19 protein-coding genes and 1 tRNA gene are annotated in these 19,569 nt (G+C 68.0%); 15 read left to right on the top strand and 5 right to left on the bottom strand.

Translation table 11 applies throughout. The annotated features are described in order from the left end of the window. The first annotated feature begins 14 nt into the window (after nt 1-14). The 15 genes from ACEVFP_RS14865 to ACEVFP_RS14795 all read left to right on the top strand — a co-directional run bounded on the left by ACEVFP_RS14865 (nt 15) and on the right by ACEVFP_RS14795 (nt 13,160). On the top strand, nt 15-632 hold the full coding sequence (locus ACEVFP_RS14865) for a sigma-70 family RNA polymerase sigma factor (RefSeq protein WP_375000220.1): 618 nt from the start codon (nt 15-17) through the stop codon (nt 630-632). Further along, nucleotides 623-694: transfer RNA gene (locus ACEVFP_RS14860), tRNA-Asn, on the top strand. Before ACEVFP_RS14865 ends, ACEVFP_RS14860 begins: the two co-directional genes overlap by 10 nt. 525 nt (nt 695-1,219) lie before the next feature. After that, on the top strand, nt 1,220-1,795 hold the full coding sequence (locus tag ACEVFP_RS14855; RefSeq protein WP_375000219.1) for a hypothetical protein: 576 nt from the start codon (nt 1,220-1,222) through the stop codon (nt 1,793-1,795). Continuing rightward, a complete protein-coding gene (locus ACEVFP_RS14850; RefSeq protein WP_375000218.1) occupies nt 1,795-2,691 on the top strand; it encodes a hypothetical protein in 897 nt (298 codons plus the stop codon). Before ACEVFP_RS14855 ends, ACEVFP_RS14850 begins: the two co-directional genes overlap by 1 nt. Beyond that, the gene (locus tag ACEVFP_RS14845; RefSeq protein ID WP_375000217.1) at nt 2,688-3,452 is read left to right on the top strand and encodes an SAF domain-containing protein; all 765 of its coding nucleotides are present in this window, start codon (nt 2,688-2,690) and stop codon (nt 3,450-3,452) included. The genes ACEVFP_RS14850 and ACEVFP_RS14845 overlap by 4 nt, the downstream gene beginning before the upstream one ends. Next, a complete protein-coding gene (locus ACEVFP_RS14840; RefSeq protein ID WP_375000216.1) occupies nt 3,452-4,213 on the top strand; it encodes a hypothetical protein in 762 nt (253 codons plus the stop codon). Before ACEVFP_RS14845 ends, ACEVFP_RS14840 begins: the two co-directional genes overlap by 1 nt. After that, a complete protein-coding gene (locus ACEVFP_RS14835) occupies nt 4,210-5,535 on the top strand; it encodes a CpaF family protein (RefSeq protein ID WP_375000215.1) in 1,326 nt (441 codons plus the stop codon). The genes ACEVFP_RS14840 and ACEVFP_RS14835 overlap by 4 nt, the downstream gene beginning before the upstream one ends. Further along, nucleotides 5,532-6,392 carry a type II secretion system F family protein gene (locus tag ACEVFP_RS14830; protein ID WP_375000214.1) on the top strand — a complete coding sequence of 287 codons (861 nt, stop codon included), beginning with the start codon at nt 5,532-5,534 and terminating at the stop codon, nt 6,390-6,392. Before ACEVFP_RS14835 ends, ACEVFP_RS14830 begins: the two co-directional genes overlap by 4 nt. Further along, nucleotides 6,389-7,288, top strand: coding sequence for a type II secretion system F family protein (locus tag ACEVFP_RS14825; protein ID WP_375000213.1), 900 nt, complete (start codon nt 6,389-6,391; stop codon nt 7,286-7,288). The genes ACEVFP_RS14830 and ACEVFP_RS14825 overlap by 4 nt, the downstream gene beginning before the upstream one ends. Before the next feature lie 25 nt (nt 7,289-7,313). Next, nucleotides 7,314-7,508, top strand: a complete 195-nt coding sequence (locus ACEVFP_RS14820; protein WP_375000212.1) for a Flp family type IVb pilin — start codon at nt 7,314-7,316, stop codon at nt 7,506-7,508. 16 nt (nt 7,509-7,524) lie between these two features. Beyond that, complete coding sequence (locus tag ACEVFP_RS14815; protein ID WP_375000211.1) at nt 7,525-7,917, top strand: TadE/TadG family type IV pilus assembly protein; 393 nt, start codon at nt 7,525-7,527, stop codon at nt 7,915-7,917. Further along, a complete protein-coding gene (locus tag ACEVFP_RS14810; protein WP_375000210.1) occupies nt 7,914-8,330 on the top strand; it encodes a TadE/TadG family type IV pilus assembly protein in 417 nt (138 codons plus the stop codon). The genes ACEVFP_RS14815 and ACEVFP_RS14810 overlap by 4 nt, the downstream gene beginning before the upstream one ends. Nucleotides 8,331-8,335: 5 nt before the next feature. Continuing rightward, nucleotides 8,336-8,743: a pilus assembly protein TadG-related protein gene (locus tag ACEVFP_RS14805; protein WP_375000209.1), complete on the top strand. Its 408-nt coding sequence runs from the start codon at nt 8,336-8,338 to the stop codon at nt 8,741-8,743. Nucleotides 8,744-8,751: 8 nt separating this feature from the next. Continuing rightward, the gene (locus ACEVFP_RS14800; protein ID WP_375000208.1) at nt 8,752-11,922 is read left to right on the top strand and encodes a hypothetical protein; all 3,171 of its coding nucleotides are present in this window, start codon (nt 8,752-8,754) and stop codon (nt 11,920-11,922) included. 260 nt (nt 11,923-12,182) lie between these two features. After that, a complete protein-coding gene (locus ACEVFP_RS14795; protein WP_375000207.1) occupies nt 12,183-13,160 on the top strand; it encodes a hypothetical protein in 978 nt (325 codons plus the stop codon). Here ACEVFP_RS14795 and ACEVFP_RS14790 read toward each other — a convergent pair. The 5 genes from ACEVFP_RS14790 to ACEVFP_RS14770 form a co-directional block, all read right to left on the bottom strand. Beyond that, complete coding sequence (locus ACEVFP_RS14790) at nt 13,157-13,696, bottom strand: RNA polymerase sigma factor (RefSeq protein WP_375000206.1); 540 nt, start codon at nt 13,694-13,696, stop codon at nt 13,157-13,159. The genes ACEVFP_RS14795 and ACEVFP_RS14790 overlap by 4 nt on opposite strands. Beyond that, on the bottom strand, nt 13,680-17,309 hold the full coding sequence (locus tag ACEVFP_RS14785; RefSeq protein ID WP_375000205.1) for a hypothetical protein: 3,630 nt from the start codon (nt 17,307-17,309) through the stop codon (nt 13,680-13,682). The genes ACEVFP_RS14790 and ACEVFP_RS14785 overlap by 17 nt, the downstream gene beginning before the upstream one ends. A 52-nt stretch (nt 17,310-17,361) precedes the next feature. Beyond that, complete coding sequence (locus ACEVFP_RS14780; RefSeq protein ID WP_375000204.1) at nt 17,362-17,976, bottom strand: nuclease-related domain-containing protein; 615 nt, start codon at nt 17,974-17,976, stop codon at nt 17,362-17,364. Further along, nucleotides 17,964-18,107: a hypothetical protein gene (locus ACEVFP_RS14775; RefSeq protein WP_375000203.1), complete on the bottom strand. Its 144-nt coding sequence runs from the start codon at nt 18,105-18,107 to the stop codon at nt 17,964-17,966. The genes ACEVFP_RS14780 and ACEVFP_RS14775 overlap by 13 nt, the downstream gene beginning before the upstream one ends. 85 nt (nt 18,108-18,192) lie before the next feature. Then, a complete protein-coding gene (locus ACEVFP_RS14770) occupies nt 18,193-19,569 on the bottom strand; it encodes a hypothetical protein (RefSeq protein WP_375000202.1) in 1,377 nt (458 codons plus the stop codon).

The raw sequence follows: 19,569 nt of genomic DNA, 5'->3' as shown, positions 1-19,569 counted from the left end.
GGCACGCTCGTGGTGTGCCCCACCTGCTCGCGGACCTCTTGCGCGAACCCGTCTTGTCCGCCGACCAAGAGCTCGCCCTCTCGCGGGCAGCCCGGCTCGGTGACGACGCAGCCCGTCAGGAGCTGGTGCGTGCGAGTCTGCGCCTCGTGGCGATGCGGGTGCGGGCCATGGGGTTCGGTCCCGGGGAGATCGACGATGCGCTGCAGGAGGGTGTCGTGGCGCTCATGGCGGCCGTCGACCGGTTCGACCCCGACCGTGGGGTCCGGCTGGCGACGTTCGCGTGGCCGCGGATCGGCGGGGCCCTGGCGCGGTGGAGGACGGCCGACGACCGGACCTTCTCGACCGACCCGTTGGCCTTGCCGGAGGTGCCCGAAGTGGGCGAGGAGCCGTCGCTCGCTCCTGCGGTGGTTCCCCTCGTCGAGGCGCTGCCGCGTGAGGAGGCGGTCGTCCTGAAGGCCCGTCTCGGGCCCCTCGGCGGCACGGGTTCGCGCTCGTGGGAAGACGTCGGGCGAGACCTCGGAATCAGTGCTTCGACCGCCCGCCGACGAGGCGACCGGGCGATGTCACGGATCCGACGCAGGCTTGGTAGAGTTTCCGATCGTGCTCCCCGAGCGGGAGCCGATCCCCCGTAGCTCAACGGCAGAGCATTCGACTGTTAATCGAAGGGTTACTGGTTCGAATCCAGTCGGGGGAGCACACTGCAAGCCTCTGACCAGCGGAAACGCTGGATCAGGGGCTTTCTTGGCTCGAACACAGTGGGGGTATGCCCACACTTTGGCCCACACTTTGCCACTCCTGAGGACTGCTGGCGAGTCCTCGCAGCTCCCCAATCGGGGGTTCAAGGCCGAGTCGGCACGTCGCCCTGCCCGTGCCTGGGGAGGGTCGAAAAGCTCAGGTCGACGCATCCCGAGCGAACTGGACAGGCGGGTCCGCGGGTGGTCCTGGCCCCACAGGCCCCCCAAAGCGACTATGCAAAGTAGCCCTTCTGGGCCATACCATGTGACCCCAGGGGGTGGACGCATGGACCGACCAGAATCGACCGTCGGTACCTCCCCACGCCCGCGAGCGGAGCCTTGCTGCGACGCGCACGATCGACGACCGGCAAGTGGCGCATGTTCCTCACTGAGCAAGGTCGCGACCGCTCCGCATACCAAGAAGGCGACCAGGCCCACATGAACCAGATGCACGGCGGTCAAACAGGACCCCGCGAGGAGACATCATGACGCATCAGCTGAGATCCGCTGCGACAGTCACAGCAGCTGTCGTCGCGATGACACTCGGGCTGTCCGGATGCAACGGCGACGACGAACCCAAGCCCATCCCGACCCAGACCGAGTCGCCGAGTCCCGGAGCCAGTGTCTCGCCGCCACCGGATGATACGCCGGAACTCGACGACGAACAGCAGGCCGCATTCGATGCAGCCGTACAGCGTTACGCCGAGTACCAGGAGTTCACCAACCGGGTCTGGGAGGAGCCGAGCAGGGATCCCGACGTCGCGCTCGAGCTCGCTGAGTACACCGTGACACCCGAGACCAAGGCATGGTCCGACTCCAACGAGGGCTTGATCGAGAACGACCAGCACTACAGCGGCTCACGTGATGTCGAGTGGACTGCTCCTGTCGAAGTGAGCGAGAGCCGCATCCACTTTCAGCAGTGCGAGTCACCGGGTGACTACAAGCTGCACGAGGGCGATGAGTTCTCCGAGGCCACCGACAACATCGTCTCCGACGTCTACATGGTCAAGCAGGACGGCACCTGGCTAGTAGAGGACCAAGAGTTCGAGGAGGAGTGCTGATGCGTACCAAGCATGCAGTCCCGGTTGCCACCCTCGGCGTGCTGGCGGCACTCGTCCTGCCATCCGTCGCGGCCGCTGATTCGGACACCAAAGCGCGTGGGTGGAAGGGTGACACAGGCTCGAACCGGTCGATCACCGCTGAGGTGATCAGCCGATCCTCGACTCCCAGCATTCGGCAGCATCCCGCCAAGCCGCGGTCCAATGGGAGCGGTGGATTCGCGCAGAACATTGCGGGCGCGCTGCAGAGACTCCAGCCGCCGGCGTTCTCCTCCCTGTCAGACCTGTGCCGATCCACGGTCAATGATTCGTCAGGGACTGTCTCAGTGCCGTGCCGAGCTGTGGGCTCCAGCGACCCTGACGATCCGGCCGCTCCGGGCAGTGGGGGAGGAGCAACGCAGCCCGTCGACGCACCCCGGTTAGCAGAGCGAGCGGCGAGTCAGATCGACCTCCCAACCCCAACCCTCAACACCTCGCCGGCGGATCCGGTAAAGACCTTGGTCGGGTTGGAGACCTGGCTGTGGGTGCCGCAAGGGCAATGGCAGACACTCACTGCATCCGCCGAGGCCGGCGGCGCCGAGGTCACAGTGACGGCTGAACCGATCCAGTCCCGGTGGGACATGGGCGAAGAAGCCGTGAACTGCGCTGGACCTGGCCGTGAGTGGCGCAAAGGGCTGGGCACGAACGCCACTACACCCTGCTCCTACACATACGAGAAGACGTCGGTGAAGCAGCCAGGCAAGAAGCACGACATCAGTGCTGCGCTTCGCTACCGAGTCACGTGGGAGTGTGAGGGCGACTGCAACCAAGACGGCGGTGATCTCGGCACGCTCGATACCGTGACATCGACGAGCCAACTCGAGGTCTCCGAGCGGCAGTCAGTTGTGGTCTCGCGATGACGGCGGTCGACGAGAAACACTCCAACAGGCGCAATGGAGACGTTCGCAAGCCCGGGTTGCTCGAGCAACTGCGAGCCCGTACCGGCAGCCGTCAGCTCCCGACCCGCGGACGCTCCTACAGTCAACTGGCTGCCGGTGTGGTCGTGCTGCTGGTCTCCGCTCTCATCGGTGCCTACGTGTTCACGCAGTCCGGGGCCACGACATCGGTGCTCGCCGCGGGATCGCCGGTGGCCAAGGGCGAGGTGATCGAGCGTGGCGATCTGGTCTCCAAGCAGGTCGCCGGCGTCGATGGGTCCATCGCTGTGCAGGACGTCGACCGCGTGATCGGCTCGACCGCGGCTGTGGACATGACGGCCGGTCAGGTGATCGTGGAGGACGCCATCACCTCAGATCCGATTCCGGGGCCGGGGGAGTCGGTGGTTGGGCTTTCGCTGACCGCGGCGCAGATGCCGGCGGACCTGGCGCCAGGTGATCTGGTGCAGGTGGTCTCTGTGCCGGCGGCCGATGAGGCCACTGCTGGTGTTTCGGAGGCGACGGTGCTGGCGGCTCGGGCGCAAGTGCTCAGTGTCACCGGCGGGGGAGAAGGGAACGAATCCCGCAGCGTGGTGACGGTCGTGGTCCCGCAGGGTGAGTCGAACCAGCTCGCCGCCTCCTCGGCCGCGGGTCGCGCCGCGGTGGTCCAGATCCCTGCCAGAGAGAACACCGCGGCGACGGAGCAGCCGCAGGCCGACGACGGCGAAGAGGGCGAGGGTGATCAGTGATGCTGGTCGCCGTCTGCTCGAGCAAGGGCTCGCCCGGAGTCACGACGTCGGCGCTGGCGCTGGCCACCGCGTGGGAGCAGCCCGCCGTGGTGGTCGAGGCCGATGAGTCCGGCGCCACGCTCCCGTTTCGCCTGCGGACCACCCAGGGGCAGACGCTGCTGCCATCACGCACGATCGCGAGCCTGGCGGCTGTCGCCGACCGGGACCCGTCGCTGGTGCGACGCACCGCACAGGCTGTGACCGAGCAGCTCAGTGTCGTGCCCGGGATCGCAGCGTACGAGAGCGGCGGTGGAATGCGTGAGCTCTGGGGTGATCTCGTCGACGTCTTGAGGGTCTCCGATGTCGACGTGATCGCCGACGTCGGCAGAGTCAACACCGCCTCGAGGTCGATGGCCATCCTCGAGGCGGCAGACGTCGTTGTGGTGGTCACCCAGGCCGACCCGCACGAGGTGCTGCATCTGCAGCAGCGCGTCTCGCACCTGAAGTACGTGCTCGGGGCACAGAAGGCTAGCCAGATTGTTCCGCTGGTCGTGAGCAAGCGGAAGTACGCGCGCACGGCCGTGAGCGAGGTCGACGAAGTTCTCCAGGTCGAGAGCCTAGAAGTCGCACCGACGGCCTTCCTTGCCTGGGATCCGACGGTCGTCGACCGGCTCTACGCCGGCGCCGGGGACGCCCACTGGACGCAGCGCACCGAGCTCCTGCGATCGGCACGTGCCAGTGTGCGGAGCATCCGTGAGATCGCGGCAGAGGTGGCAGCATGAGTCGCCGCCTGGATCCTCGTCTGCTCTCGCGTCTGCAGCAAGAGGCTGCCGACGCACTTGCCGCCGAGCAGCGCCGCCGGCAGGCGGACGGCAAGTCGCGTCTCGCGGGCGAGGCTGAACGGCAGGCTGGTCGGCGCCACATCAACGATCGAGTCAACGCCCACCGTCGCGCGCTTGTGGAGAGCGGCCGGGACCCGATGCCGCTGGAGCTGGCCGAGGAGTACGGGTCCGCGCTCGAGGCCCGGGTGTTCGGCGCGGGAAGCCTGCAGGAGCTGCTCGACGATGAGTCCTTGGAGGACATCCACCTCAATGGCCACGACAACGTCTTGTTGATTGATGCTGATGGTCGCAAGTGGCGCGGGGAGCCGATCGCGGACAGTGATGAGGATCTGATCGCGCAGATCCAGAACCTCGCCGCCTACGCCGGCCTGAACGCGCGGCCGTGGGACTCGGCGAACCGGCAGCTGGACCTGCGTCTCCCGGATGGGTCGCGTCTGTCGGCTGTGCAGGGCAACTCGACCAGGCCGTCTGTCTCGGTGCGCCGTCACCGTCACAAGAAGGTGACGATGGCCGACCTGGTCGGTAACCAAACCCTGACCCCTGAGGTCGCTGAGTTCTTGACCGCGGCCGTACGAGCGAAGTTGAACATCGTGCTCACCGGCGGCACGGGGGCAGGCAAGACCACCATGTTGCGGGCGCTGGCTGGTGTGTTCGATCCGATGGAGCGCGTGATCACCATCGAGCCGGCACTGGAGCTTGGCCTTGATGAGAACGTCGATGCGCACCACGACGTGGTGGCCATGGAAGCCACCCCGGCCAACGCCGAGGGCCACGGCGAGGTCTCGGTCGATGAGCTGCTGCGCTGGACCCTTCGCATGAACCCCGATCGGATCATTGTCGGTGAGGTTCGTGGGCGCGAGATGGTGACCATGCTCAACGCCATGAGCCAAGGCAACGAAGGTTCGATCTCGACCATGCACGCGGACACACCGCGGCAGCTGTTCAGCAGGATCGTGACCTACTGCCTGCAAAGCCGAGAGCAGCTGCAGGAGGTCGCGGCCAAGCATATGGCCTCCGACGCGCTGGACTTGATCGTTCAGGTCCGCAAGAACCCGGACGACCGGGACGCGGACCGTCCGCGGCGTCAGGTAGCGGAGATCCTGGAGGTCGAGGGCTACGACGGCGACGTGCTGTCGAACACCATCTTTCAGGCTCGACATGGCCAGGACGCTCAGCGCACCGACTCCGGCATCACCTCGCGCAACCTGGAGCGGCTGCTCCGAGCCGGATGGGATGCCCCCAGGGACGGGGGCCCACGATGACCATGCTGACCGGTGCCCTCATCGGCGCGATGATCGCCGCAGGCCTGATGCTGATCGTGACCGGGTGGCGAGGCCAGCGTCTGATCCGGCCCGCCGGGCGCCGCGGCACCCGGCGCCCCAGGTTCACCACCGCGGATCGCAACCTGCTCGCTGCCGCGATCGTAGTCGGGCTGCTGATCGGGCTGCTAACTCGGTGGCCGGTCCTGGCGATCGGCGCCGCGGTGGCGGTGTGGGCGGTGCCCAAGGTCATCACCCAGCGCGGTGGCCAAGAAGAGCTCGACCGGCTCGAGGCGCTCGCGGGGTGGATGGAGTCACTGCGCGACACGATCTCCGGCTCGGCGGGCCTGGAGCAGGCGATCCCAGCCAGCGTGAACGCAGCCGCACCGGCGATCCGCGAACCGCTGGAGCTGCTGCGTGGTCGGATGGCCAGCCGGGTCCCGCTGCCCGAGGCGCTGGTGATGTTCGCCGACGACCTGGACGATCCCAGCGCCGACAACGCCATCGCAGCGCTGTTGATGAACTCCAAGCTCAAGGGACGCGGACTGATTGACACGCTGACGCGGCTGTCGGCGCTGGCTCGTGAGGACCTGGCACAGCGTCAGGTGATCGAGAACGGGCGCCGACGGATGCAGCGCACCTCGTGGTGGATGCTCGCCGCGGTCGGCATCATCGCCAGCCTGGTGCTCCTGCTCTCTCGAGGGGAGTTCGCGGCTCCGTACGCCACCGTGCAGGGACAGGCGTTCCTGCTGCTGGTGGTCGCCGTCTTCGCCGGCGGGTTCTACCGGCTGCGCAGGCTGGCGGTCTACGAGAAGCCGGCACGGATCATCTCCCAGGCATCTCTGGAGGCTGTGCGATGAACGCGATGGTCCTATCCGGCGCCGGCGTGGGTCTCGGTCTGCTGCTGATCCTTCGCGGGTGGGCCCCACCGAGGCCTGACATCGCGGTGGCGATCGGTCAGTGGCAGGTCGCCCGACGACGTGCCGCCGACCGCGACACCCACGGGGCGCAGGAGAAGTCTCGCGCCCACGGGGTGGGTCAGTGGCTCGCTGACACGTTCGCAAGGCGGGGCGTGGAGCTGCCCAGGCTGCAGGCCGACCTGGCACTGCTGAGCCGCCCCTGGGAGTCGTTCCTGTCCTCCCTCGTGCTCTACGCCGCCGGCGGGTTCCTGCTCCCGGCCATCGCAGGCGCCGCGGCCGCAGCACTGGGCCTGTCCCTGGGGGTGCTGATCCCTGCCGTAGCCGGACTCTTCTTCGCCGCGATTCTCGTAGCCAACGAGGTCAACCAGGTGCGCACCGAAGCCGATCAACGCCGCAAGGACGTACGCCGCGCCCTGGGCAGCTACCTCGACCTGGTCTCCATGGCCTTGGCCGGCGGCCGCGGGTTCGGCGATGCGCTGCCGCAGGCCGCAGCGATCGGCAGCGGCTGGGCATTCAACCTGTTCGGAGAGACTGTCAACACCGCCCGACTGGGCGGCACCACCGTCTGGCGGGCGATGGGCGACCTCGGGGAGCGGTGCCGCGTCCCTGAGCTGGTCGGGCTGGCCTCCTCGCTGGAGCTGGTGGGCCGTGATGGAGCCAAGATCCGCGACACCCTCGAGGCCCAGGCCGACACCCTGCGCAGACGCCAGCTCGCCGAAACACACAGCGAGGCCGAGAAGAAGAACGAATCCATGACGTACGCGCTGTACTTCTTCGTCGTCGGATTCGTGATGTTGATCTTTTACCCCGCATTCCAACTCGTCCTGACCACCTGAACTGCACCACTCGAAGGAGGACACCATGTCCGAGCTGCAGATGATCGTCGCCTACGTGCGGGCCCACATCGACCAGACCACCACGCGTCGCGGCGAAGGTGGTGCGACGGGCTTGGAGTACCTGCTGCTCGCCGGCATCATCCTCGTCGGGGTGATCGCGGCCGCATACGTCGTACGCACTCGACTGAGCGGCGCAGCCGACAGCATCCCCGCCGGCTGACAGGGAACCTTGGACGATGGCCAAGCGGCGAGACGAGCGGGGAGTGACGGCGATGGAGATGATCATCGTCACTCCCGTCCTGCTCATCGCGTTCGTCTACATCGTCCAGTGGGGCCTGCTGATGCACGCGCAGAACGGCGCCAAGGCTGCCGCCGAGGAAGGGGCTGCTGTGGCCCGGTCACTGGAGGGCACCGCAGGCCAGGGGCAGGCCACCGCCCAGCGGTACATGAACGAGCTCGGCTCCAGCCTGTTCACCTCCACCTCGGTGACCGCTGATCGGAGCGGCACCACCGCGAGCGTGAACGTCGACGCCGAGGTGGTGCAGATCTTCCCGGGCCTAGTGCCCAGCACAGTGCGCGCCAGCTCCAGCGGACCGGTGGAGCGCTTCGTCGAGGAAGAGGCGCCATGATGCGTCGACGAAGCGACGAGCGGGGCGCGATCGCGATGGAGTTCCTCATCATGGCGCCGCTGCTGCTGGCTATGATCTTCCTGGTCGTCGGGATGGGGCGAGTCGCCCAGGCCGGGGGCGGCGTCAACGCCGCAGCCTACGAGGCCGCCAGGGCGGCATCGCTGGAACGCAACCACGGAGCGGCCACAGCCGCAGGGCAAGCCGCAGCGACCCGGAGCCTGTCGCAGCGTGGCATGTCCTGCGTCGGACTGAACGTCAGAGTCGATACCGGCGACTACCGCGCCGGGGGCCAGGTGCGTGCGAGGGTGTCGTGCCAGGCCAACCTGTCGGACTTGGTGCTGGTCGGGTTCCCGGGATCGAAGACGTACACCCACACGGCCGTGGTGCCGATCGAGCAGTACAGGTCGGAGTGATTGTCATGCGCAGGAGAGCAGAGAAGGGGGCGGCAGCCTTCTGGGTCATCGGCCTAGCACTGGTGACGCTGACGACCGCTGGCCTGGTGATCGACGGGGGGCAGGCGATGACCGCCAAGCGTGAGGCCGCCAGGACGGCCGAGCAGGCCGCTCGGGTGGGGGCGGATCAGTTGGACACCGACAGCCTGCGCGTCGGCGGCAGCCAGCTGTCGGCCGAGCGAGCCGGCGCCGCGGCCCGCTCGTATGTCTCCTCGGCCGGCCTGCGGGGGTCAGTGCGCGTCAACGGTGAAGAGGTGACCGTGACTGTGACCAAGGTGCAACCGGCGACGCTGATGAAGGCGTTCGGGCGCGGCTCATTCACGATGACCTCCACCGCGACTGCGAGGTCGCTTGATGGCCCTGAAGAGAACTAGGAGCAGAAGTGCGTTGGATTCGAGCACTCGGTGCCACGGTGGCACTGCTGGCGATGATCGTCGGCGTGCCGGCGCTGCTGGTGGGCTTCGTCGGGAACCCATGGCCGACCGGTGGGATCGACCCGATGGCGCCTCTGACCGACGAGGCGGTCATCGGGCTCATCGCCGCGTTGACGTGGTTCTTCTGGGCCCAGGTGATGGTCTGCATCGTCGCCGAGGTCGTCTCGGTCGTCCGCGACGTCGACATCGAGGTCCCCGGCTCCTTCGGCATCCAGCGGCAGATGGCGCGATCGCTGATCGGGGCCGTCGTGGTCGCTGTGGTCGGTCTGACAGCGGCCGGCGCCACCACGGTCGATGCCAGCGCACAGAACGATTCCGTCTCCCAGGAAGCTCAGAGCTCGACGAGCGTTGATGTCGAGGAGGCCGAGAGCGACGACGACCCAGTCACCGAGACAGAGGCGGAGGACGGGCCTACGGTGACGTTGCAGCAAGGTGAGAGCCTGATGGGGCTGGCCGAGACCCATCTGGGTGATGCTGACCGGTGGGAAGAGATCGGCGATCTCAACGAAGGCGCCGAGATGGTCGACGGCCGGACCTTCCGCGCTGCGGACCGTCTGCGTGCAGGGTGGGTCCTGAAGCTTCCTGCCGACGCAACCTCGGTGGAGACCCCCGCTGAACAGACCGTCACAGAGCCGCAGCCCAGGGTCGTCACGGTGACCGAGGACGACCACCGCGGGCTGTGGGGGATCGCCGAAGAAGAGTACGACGATGGGCCGGAGTATCAGCAGATCTGGGAGGCCAACAAGGGCAAGACCATGCCCAGCGGGCGCGTCTTCGACAATCCCGATCTCATCCACCCGGGCGACAGACTTGACATCCCGCCCGCCACGGTAGATGAGCCACGCGCCGCGCCGGAGGCGGAGCAGCAGCCCACCCCTGAAGACGACACCGAAGGCGGTCCCGTACCCCAGGTCGACGCCCTCGACCAAGGGGCTGACGACCCGATCCCCGAGGCCTCAGAGATCACTATCGCGACCATCGCCGACAGCGAAGACGATGCGCTCCCTGGATGGGTCCTACCTGGTCTTACCGGCGCTGGCGGCATGCTCGCAGGCGCCGCGCTGATGGTTCTGAAGAACCGCCGCAACACGCACCACCGCAGCCGCAACCCCGGCTTCGTCATGAGCAGCGCAACGACCACCATCGAGACCGAACCGTCCCTCTTCGCTGCCGGCCGACCGGCCGACGTCACCACCGCCTACCTCGACGAGGCGCTGCGACGCCTCGCCGGAGCGATCGCCGAGACCGGCGCCCACGTTCCCGCGATCACGGCCGTCAGAATCACCGACAACGAACTGATTCTCCACCTGCGGGCTCGCGCCACCCCTCCGGCCGGCACCGGATGGGAAAGCGGGAGAAGCCGGCGGATCTGGTCGATCGATCGCGCCGCCTCTTCAGACGACCACGGCCCAGAAACCGACGACACTCTCACGCCCTGGCTGTCACTCGTCACCATCGGCCGCGACAGCGGCGGCGGAACGTGGCTGCTGAACCTCGAAGGTGTGGTGGCGACACTCAGCGGAGACCACGACACGATCGAGGCCTTCGTGCGCTCCGTCAGCACCGAGCTCGCCTGCAACCCATGGACACGCCTCGCCTCGGTCGACCTCGTCGGCGTACCGGACAGTGCCACCCGTATCGCGCCGGCCCGGGTGCAGGTCCATGCCGCCCCCGCCACACCTGCGACCGGGTCTGCCAACGAGCTCCAGGCGACGCTGGACCGCCTGAACCACTACGACGTCGACCTGGCGACCGCGCGGACACGTGGAGACGACCCCGACGTCTGGCCCACGCGGGTCCTCATCACCGACGGCTCAGCTGTCGCATCCCCTGAGGTCACCAAGCTCTGCCGCCTCATCGGATCACACACCACCCGCGCCGCTGCCTCTGTCTTGGTCGCAGGCGGCGACCCGATCAGTGGCGGCCTAGAGATCCACCTCGAGAGCGACGGACACCTCACATGCGACGAGCTCGGCCTGACCCTGAAGGCCTGCGGACTGAGCGTCGACGAAGCCGAAGGCGTCACCTCCCTGCTCGCCGGCGTCGACGACGAAACACAGACCCCGCCGGGGAACCTGAACGGTGCCGAGCCGTGGAAAAACTTCGCGACCTCCACGGGGTCTCTTCGCTCTGAGCACCGCCTGGAGCGACGCCACGAGGGCACCAACGTCCCTGACGTCGCCTCGGTGCTCAACGGTTCCGACGCTGACTACCTCGACGTCGCAGCGACCACCGAAGCCGATCTGTCGAACCTCGCCCCAGACGTGTCCTCCACGGTTCGCGACGAGGTGACTGCCGCCGACCCGGCCCTCGACGCCGATGTCGACGCGTGGTTCTCCGGCGATGACCCTCGGCCACGGCTCCGGCTCCTCGGGCCCGTGGAGGCGCGCACCAGCGGACAAGCTCTAGCCAAACGCAAGCCGTTCTACACCGAGATGCTCACCTACCTGGCAGGACGTGAGAACGGCGCCACCGCCGACGAGATGGCCGATGCGTTCGGGATCAGCACGAGCCGTCTGCGCACCGATATCAACACGCTGCGCGACTGGCTCGGCCGCGACCCCCAGACCAACGAGAGCCCATATCTGCCCAACGCGTTGGAGGGCCCTTCAGGGCGTCGACGCGGCGTCGGTGTCTACGAGGTCCTCGACGTCCTGGTCGACTTCGACCTGTTCCGCCGCCTCCGTCTCCGAGGGGAGGCACGAGGCGATGACGGCATCGCCGACCTCCGCACCGCTCTCAGGCTGGTGAATGGCCGACCATTCAGCCAACTGCGCACCGGCGGGTGGGGGTGGATGCTCAAGCGCGGAGACCGCCTCGATCACATCGCCGACTGTGCGGTCGCCGACGTCAGCCACATCGTGGTCAGCCACGACCTCGCCACCGGTGACCTGAAGTCCGCCCACACTGCAGCCCAGGCGGCGCTCAGAGCTCTCCCGGAAGCGGAGGCCGCCCGGCTGGATCTGGCCGCGGTGCTCAGCGCGGAAGGTCATCGCGAGCAGGCGGAGAGGATCGTGCTCGACGACGTCTGCAACCGGTCCGACGATGGCGAGGCCCCCGTGGAGCTCTCAGAACGCAGCGAGGCCGTGATCCGGGCACGCGGCTGGCTGACCCGCTGACTGCAGGGTCGGACGCCGCCCCGACTGGCAACGAAGACGGCAACGGGCCGCGTGATCTGACACGGTTCGGATCATCTGGACGACCCCCGCGCTCCCTCCGCAACACGCGCGGTCACAGTTTCGGGGGAACGTCGTCTGACCTGCGCAAACGTGCGCGGGAACGGCTGAACAGGAGCGGGGGAACGCCGTCGGGGGAACGGATCAGGTGAGGGTCGCTGACGACCTTCCTGTCACGCAATCGCTGACAGGAAGGCTCCACGATGACGCTCACCGCCGCATCCGCCACCGACCACCACACGCAGCCAACCGCGGCCGACCGCAGCTCGGCTCCTTGCCCAGCCTGGGTCACCAAGCACCACAGGGCATCCAAGCCGCGACACCACACGCCGCAGCCCGGGATCGACGGCAAAGAGCTCCTGGCCGTCGCAAGGCGGTCGGCACAGCGCTGGGCATCACGCCGCCAAGCCTTCGCACCGCACCTCGACGTCGACGACGTCGCATCGGAAGCCATCGCCGGCCTGATCGCAGCCTGGCGCTCCCACCGCGCCGTCGACAGTCCTCGCGCCTACCTCGACCGCATCGCCGCCAACGAACCGCTGCGCGGATCGCCCACAGCTGACAGCGCCGCGCGCGTCGTCTACCGCGACCGCATCGCGGCCTTCGAGCAGGAGCATCACCGGCATCCGACGCGGCTGGAGCGCAGTGACATCGCCGACGACATCCGCGCCGGCTGGCACGATCCCCGCCACCGCCCGTCAGTCGGGTTCGAGCGACAGCTCGGTGAAGTGCCGCTGGACTCGCACGACTGGGCAGACACCACCGCGGCGGTCGAGACGGTCTCCCCGCTGATCGAGGGCGCCCTCGATCAGCTGGAGGATTCCGACGGGTCCTGCCAGGGCAAGTTCACCGCCCGACGGGAGGCCTGGGACACCCTCGCCACTGCCACCGGCGCACCGCCGGCACGACCGAGGTCGATGCGGGTGCACCACGCGACTGCGGCCCGCAAGCAGATCAAGGCCGCCGGCGGTGCTGCCCGGGTCGCGGCCGACTGGGACGCCGGGCGTGATGATGCCACGACGGAGGCGCTGTTCGCGCCCTTCGGTGGCTCGGAGCTGGACGGCACCGGCCGCGAACGTGTGGTCGAGCTGTTGACCCGTCACCAGGCCTACGCCGAGGAGTTGTGGGCCGCGGCCGTCCGCACCAGCGAGAACCGCCGAACTGCCCCTGCAGTGGCCTAGCCTGCAGCCACGAGACCTCGCACGGCTACCGACTCTCCCAGCGCTGCCCGGGCCCTTGACATGCGCCGCGAGACTGCGGCCTGCTGAACCCCCAATGAGCGCGCCACATCGGTCTGCAACTCCTCGTCGAACGCGACCCGCTCCACCACCTCACGCTGAGGCTCAGGAAGCTCACTGACCGCCTGACGGAGCACCCTGACCCGTTCACGAGCCTCGACGACGTCTTCGGTGGTGACCGGCTCGGGAACGTCGAGCCCTTCGTCGGCGAAGGCTGTCGCAGTCTCGCGCCGAACCGAGTGCCGCCGGTAGTGGCTGATCACGATGTTCGTGCAGATCCGAGACAGCCAGCCGATGTCGCTGCCCGGGCCGGAGTCGCCATGCCGTGAGATGTGACGCCAGGCGCGGAAGAAGGTCTCCGCGGTGACATCCTCGGCCAGGTGTTGGTCGCCGTAGGTCATCCGTCGCGCCCGTGAGCTGACCTGCCCGTGGTGACTCGCGTACAGATCGGCGAAGACGTCCTCAGGCGAAGGGGTCATCGTCATCTTCCTCCTCCGCATCGGACGGGTCAGGGCCCGCAGGAACCGGAACTCGTGCTCTTCCGGCGCCGGGTGCGTACGCCGCCATCGGGCCAGTCCGTGCCGATGCCGTGACCTGACGGTTCGACAGTTCGGTTCTGGTCGCCGTGTCTGGGGTTTGGTCGTCGAACGGATCGTCGTCGGACTCGAGATCTTCCAGCGAGAGGTCGAGAGTGCCCAGGTCGACCACCACCGGCTCATCAGACTCGATGGCCGCTGAGTCCTCAGGACCAGTCAGCAGCATCCCGTCGTGGACCTCCGGGGTCGGCTCGACCGCACCGGATAGATCCAGCTTGTCCTCAGTCTTGAGCGGCTCGCGCCGCGCCGCGAGCTCGCGAGCGAACACAGCCTGGTCGCCCTCGAACCAGAACTGCACCGACTCCGAGCGCTTGCCGTTGCCCTCGTACAGGCCCCGGCCCGGAGGAAGCACCTCCGGCATCGGTGGCACCTCCTCAGGCATCTTCAACGAAGACATCAGCTGCCCGGACGACGCACGGCCCAAGATGGCCCGACTCATGTTGTCCTTTAGGTCGTTCCCGCCGGGGATCTTGTCCAGCGTCTTGGCCTTCAGCGACTGTGTCGCCAGCACCAGAGTGAACCCCGTCGAGCGAGCCTCACGGACGATCTTTCCGATGTAGGTGCCGATGTAGGCCTTGGCGGCGTTGCTCGCGTGCACGCGCGCGATCTCTGCCTGGACCTGAGGATCGTCGCTCGCCGCCGGTGGCGGGTCAGGGAGCATCAGCGAGGTGAACTCGTCCAACAACACCAGCACGTGCGGATAGCGGACATCGTCAGGCAGGTCTCGGTAGTTGCCACACGCGTGCGCCTTGTTGATGGACTTACGTTCCATCACCAGCGAGTAGACGTCGTCCAAGACCGCCTTGGCCTGCCACAGATCGACCGCGACCGCCCGGCACCAAGGCTCGGCGAACGCGAAGTCCGTCGCCCCCTTGACCGGCTCGACGATGTACCCGATCCAGTCTCGGCGCAGCGCGCCATACGTCAGTGCCTTCAGCGATTCGCTCTTTCCCGAACCCGGCATCCCGAAGACAAACAGCATCGGGTCGGTCTTGTTGTCGTAGGCGACCGGTTCTCCGGCGACACCGACCCCCAGGGGGATCCGGTGGTCTCCGGTCTCGGCGGCATCGAAGTCGAACGGCGCCAGCTCGGGCATCGGGTTGGTCTCGCTGACCATGACGTTGATCCGGTCGGACCGGCCGCTACTGTGCCGCCTCACCTCGACGTAGGCGTTCCCTGTGCTCGTTTCGAGCTTCCGGGTGGCGGCCTTGACTTCACTGAACGCCAGACCCGAGGGCAGCGAGAAGTCGAACACTCGGACCTTGTCGTTCTTCGGTAGCGTCGAGACCTCCAACAGTGACGGGGTCAGCCCGCCCACGCCGGTGACCCTGGCATCTAGCCACGCCTGCTCCCAGTCCAGCGACTCGACCTGCACGACGTCGCGCTCAGGGTCCGCGAACGTCACGCCAGTGGGGTCCGCGCCGGCGATGATCACGGCCCCGTCGTCGCACTCGCCCACCCGCAGCCACGTCGCCCCGAGCCCTTCCTTGAGCTTGCCGGCGGCACCGCGGACGTTCGCCAGTGTCACCCCGCCGTACAGACGGACCTTCATCTCCCAGATGTGTCCACGCGACTCCGGAACCGTCAGGGGCCGGGCGGCGTACAGCTCTGGCCGAGCGAGACGGGCGGTCTTGAAGGCGTCGGCGACGTATCCGGCGAGTACCCACCGTTGTGCCGCATGCACCGCCCCATCGCCGCGACTGGGGCTCATCCGGTCCGGATCAGCTGGGACCGGACGGTCCGCCCAGCACACCGTGAATGCCTGAGCATGTCGTTCCCCAGGGCGAGCCGTGCCGCGCCCCGAGGCGGGGAACCCGGTGACCGCCACGAAGGGCGCGGCCTTCAGGGTGGTCTTCAGCTTGGGCCCATGGTCGAAGTAGTCCTCCGGGTCGAAGCCTTGCTTGACCACGAACGGTTGCCGGTGCACCACGACCCCGTCAGGCAGTGCCTCCGAAGCGGCCACGGAGTGATCGGGACGTGGCGGGTTAACGCCCTGCTTGAGCACCTGCTCCCAGCGCAGGTTCCAGGTGTCTTCGTTCGCAACGTCGCGCATCGTCTGCACGGTCGTGACACCGCCGGAATCGAGGTCGGTCTCGCCGGAAGTGAGGTCGCCAACGAAGAAAAGCCCACCCCGGTCGTCGACGAGCACCTCCGTGTTGAGCTGGGCGGCGATCAGCGGCCGCATGGTCGTACGGACGTACTTCAGCGTCGGGCCGTCGGGGAAGAGCAGCCGCATCGCCCACGCCTGCCGACCCGTCTCCGAAGCCGCCAAGGCCGTGGCTGTCTCGACCATTGGGCGTGCAGCGCCGAGCTCGTCGGCGACCTGAGCCAGGACGCAGTCGGTCAGGACGGTGACCACGTCCTGATCGGTTTCCGGATCAGTCAGATCGGGAGTCTCATCGCTCGGCCAGGTGACGACACGGAAACGGACCGGATGCCGCGACCCTGGGACCGGGGCACGGCTCGAGTCGGTGTTGGGGCTGGAGAGCACCACCAGGGTCGTTCCGGCGCCGACAGCCGGCGAGAGCTTCGCCGCCATCGGGTAGAAGAGTGAGGCGCCCTTGCTCGATGGGGCATCGAAGGTGAGGATCTCTGTCGCTCCGAGCTGTCGGCGATCGACCAGCAACGGTGGAGGCTCGATCTTCAATGCCTCCCACCGCGGCATCCACTCCCTGCGCGCGGCCAACAGGCTGTACCAGTCCGACAGCGCTGCCGTGCGCCACCACGGCGACACTGCTACGGCCGCACCCAGCGTCAAGCACGCGGCGACCCAGACGCTCGAGTGGCCTCCACGCTCATTCACGAGTGACAACGTCGACACACCCGCGGTCGCGCCTGCGGCCGCCCCCGCTGCCAGCGCCACGAGCCCGTTTCGGCCGATCCCGGGTAGCGAGTCCACCCTGATGCCGGGCGAGAGATCCCCAGCCGACACCGACATCCGCCGCCACCCGGCCAGTGTCGTGCCCAGGACGTACACCGCGGCCGCATCCGCCCAGGTGATCGCTGACTCCAGGTGGCCGGCGGAGAACACCGCCGCCGCGCTGACGAGGCCGACGATGAAGGCAGCCAGGATGTCGCCGATGAGCCGGGCTCCCACAGCCACACCCACGATCCGCGCAGAGACATAGATCGGCAGTTGGTCGGCGCGGCCTCGAGCCTCGCGCCAGGCCTCGGCTACGTCATGGAGAGACCAACCCGGCCCCCACCAGCCGTTGGGCACCAGGAGACGCCACTTCAGCTCCGAAGCGCCCTGGTAGCGGGCCAGCTGCGACCGCTCCCGCTCGGTCGCGGCAGTCGGGTAGCCGGAGGCGTCCTTCTTACCGGTCAGCTCGGGCGCCGGTAGCATCCAGGCGGCCACCAACAGTGCCAACCAGAGCGCCGTGAAGCCGGGAAGAGCGAAGTACGCCAGCACGGGGCAAGCGACAGCACCGACGGTCAGCACCAACGTCGGTGCCACTGCGGTGCGCCGCTTGGTGGCGGCCTTCTGCCTGCTCACGACTACCTCTCCTCGATGCTGACGGTCTCCATCGCTCTATGCCGGGCCGAGCTCACCAGTCCTCACGCAATGCGGCCAGCGCGGACACGATCTGCGGGTCCGCAGGTGTGCTCCCGAACCGACGCCGCAACGATCGAGCGAACCGGTGAGCCGGCACCGCCTTCGCGCCGGGAACACGCAGCGCCCAGAACCGTGAAGCCTTCGACCCCTTGCCCGGCCACACGACCAGCACCCCTTCGCGCACCCGGCTGCGGTTGCCACGTGCAGCGAGGAGGTGCTCGATCGACTCGATGGCGATCTGCACAGTCCGCTTCTCGGCGTGCCGGTCCCGTCGAATCCCTCGGAACGACCTCGAACCGAGCGTCCAGTAGAAGCCGCGTCGCCACACCTTGGAGTCGATGAGGTGGACCGTCCGACCGGTGACCACCACGTGGTCGATGTTGATCCGCACACGCGGATGCGGAGGCTGCAGGTTGTGCAGGACCGCGACGCCGGGATGCTTGCGCGCGAACGCGTCCAGCAGTCGCCCGGTGCGCTGCTCTCCGTCGCGGCCGACCCGGACGACGTCGGCGTTGGCAGCCCAAGAGGTGTCGCCGTTCATGCCGTCTCCGGCGCTCCCGATGATGGTCACGGAGGCCTCGCCCTGGCCGAGCATCAGAAGATCCACAGGTAGATGCAGTAGAGGACCAGCGCGATCACGCACCCGCCGAAGAACAGGCCCCCCTGGCCGTTCAACCAGTCCTTCAGGTCCTCGTCACGGCGCTCGCGGGCTGACTTGGGCGGCTTCTTCTCGTTCATACACAGGAACATGCGCCACCTGGCGGTACGACCACCTCGAACTCAGCAACGATCCGGCCGCCGTCGGCAGGCCCGACGATCGCCGTCAGCAGGCGGTCAGGCGTCGCGGCGGCTGCGGAGCCTGCGCCGCCCCACTGCCGGCGCCGAAAGGCCTGGTCCGCACCCTGCCGGCCCGCGACGACTCCGGCACCGGCAGCTCGCTCCACCCGGCTCCGATGATCAGGTCGGCCCACAACGGCGGCGCCAGCCTCGTGTCGCGTTGCCAGGTCGGGACACCCCACAGCAGGTGCGCGTTATCCAGCACAGCCGACCCGAACGTCGGATCACGCCACCGCTGGCGCACATCGTCGCCACCCCACAGGTCGACCGACTCCCACGGCGCATCAGCTGGGCCCGTCGGCCGATGAACTGACCCGGCCAGGAACGCCTCGGAGACCGTCAACCGCGAAGGGAACCACTCCCGCCACGACACCAGTCCCATCCGCTCGGCCGTCCGCCTCGAGCTCGGCCCAGGATGTTCACGCACCGCTGCGTTCAGCAGCGTCAAGAACTCGTTCCTCGCCGTCGCCTCCGACCGGGTCTCGGCCCGCTCAGCCGTCACGAACAGCACGAACACACCCGCGTCGGCAGGGTCGACCTCGCTGAGCAGCCGCGCCCACGTCCGCGCCTTGACCTCGAACGAACGCCCCGGGGTCGTCGACGTCTCCACCACCACCCGCAGCCCGTCCGAACGCACCGCGGTCATGTCGGCTCGGTTCGGCGTGCCCGACAGATCACGACCCCCGGCAGCCGATCCCAGCAGCATGTCGTGGTGGCTGAACTTCTCGCCCAGGCAGAAGGCGACCTCGTCGACGTACTCGCCCAGGCGCAGCCCGAGCTCGGCGGTCAGGATGTTGTGCCGGTCGTACGTGCCACCCGTGAGGACCGGGGTGCCGCCGGTCATCGCGACCGTCTCCGGCCAGGTCAGCTGCGGCAAGAGGTGGCGTTCGACGATCCGCGACCGCGACGGCCGCATCGCGGCGTGACCGCCGAAGGCGTCCAGATGGTGAAGCACGTTCGTGAACTGTCCGATGTCGGCGACCCCCGCGGCGAACAGCGTCGAGATCAGCGACGACCGCACGTTCGCGGCCGAAGTGAAACCGGTGAACGCTGCCAGCTGTGCCGCGGTCACCGTGCGCCAGGAGTCCAGCACCGAGATCACCCGCAGTCGCTCGTCGAAACCCCGGCGAGACCGGAGAGAGGCGACCGCAGCGTCATGATCCTGATCCAAGCCCGCGGGCATCGTGGCCAGGCCGGCTTCTACCTGCCGCATGGCCGAGAACACGTCGACCCAGGCGGCCGCCCCGCCCGCGGGGAAGAGTCCGTCGTAGTAGGGATCCGACCGCTGGTCCGCGGCGAACTCGGGGGCCGGGCAGCGGCTGGACAACTCCTGCAGCCGCCACGCACTCGCATCGGACAGCAT

The organism is Aeromicrobium sp. CTD01-1L150 (genome assembly GCF_041951745.1).
Taxonomy (GTDB): domain Bacteria; phylum Actinomycetota; class Actinomycetes; order Propionibacteriales; family Nocardioidaceae; genus Aeromicrobium.
Note: the sequence above shows the minus strand (reverse complement) of the source record. Positions and strands in the feature narration are given on the sequence as shown.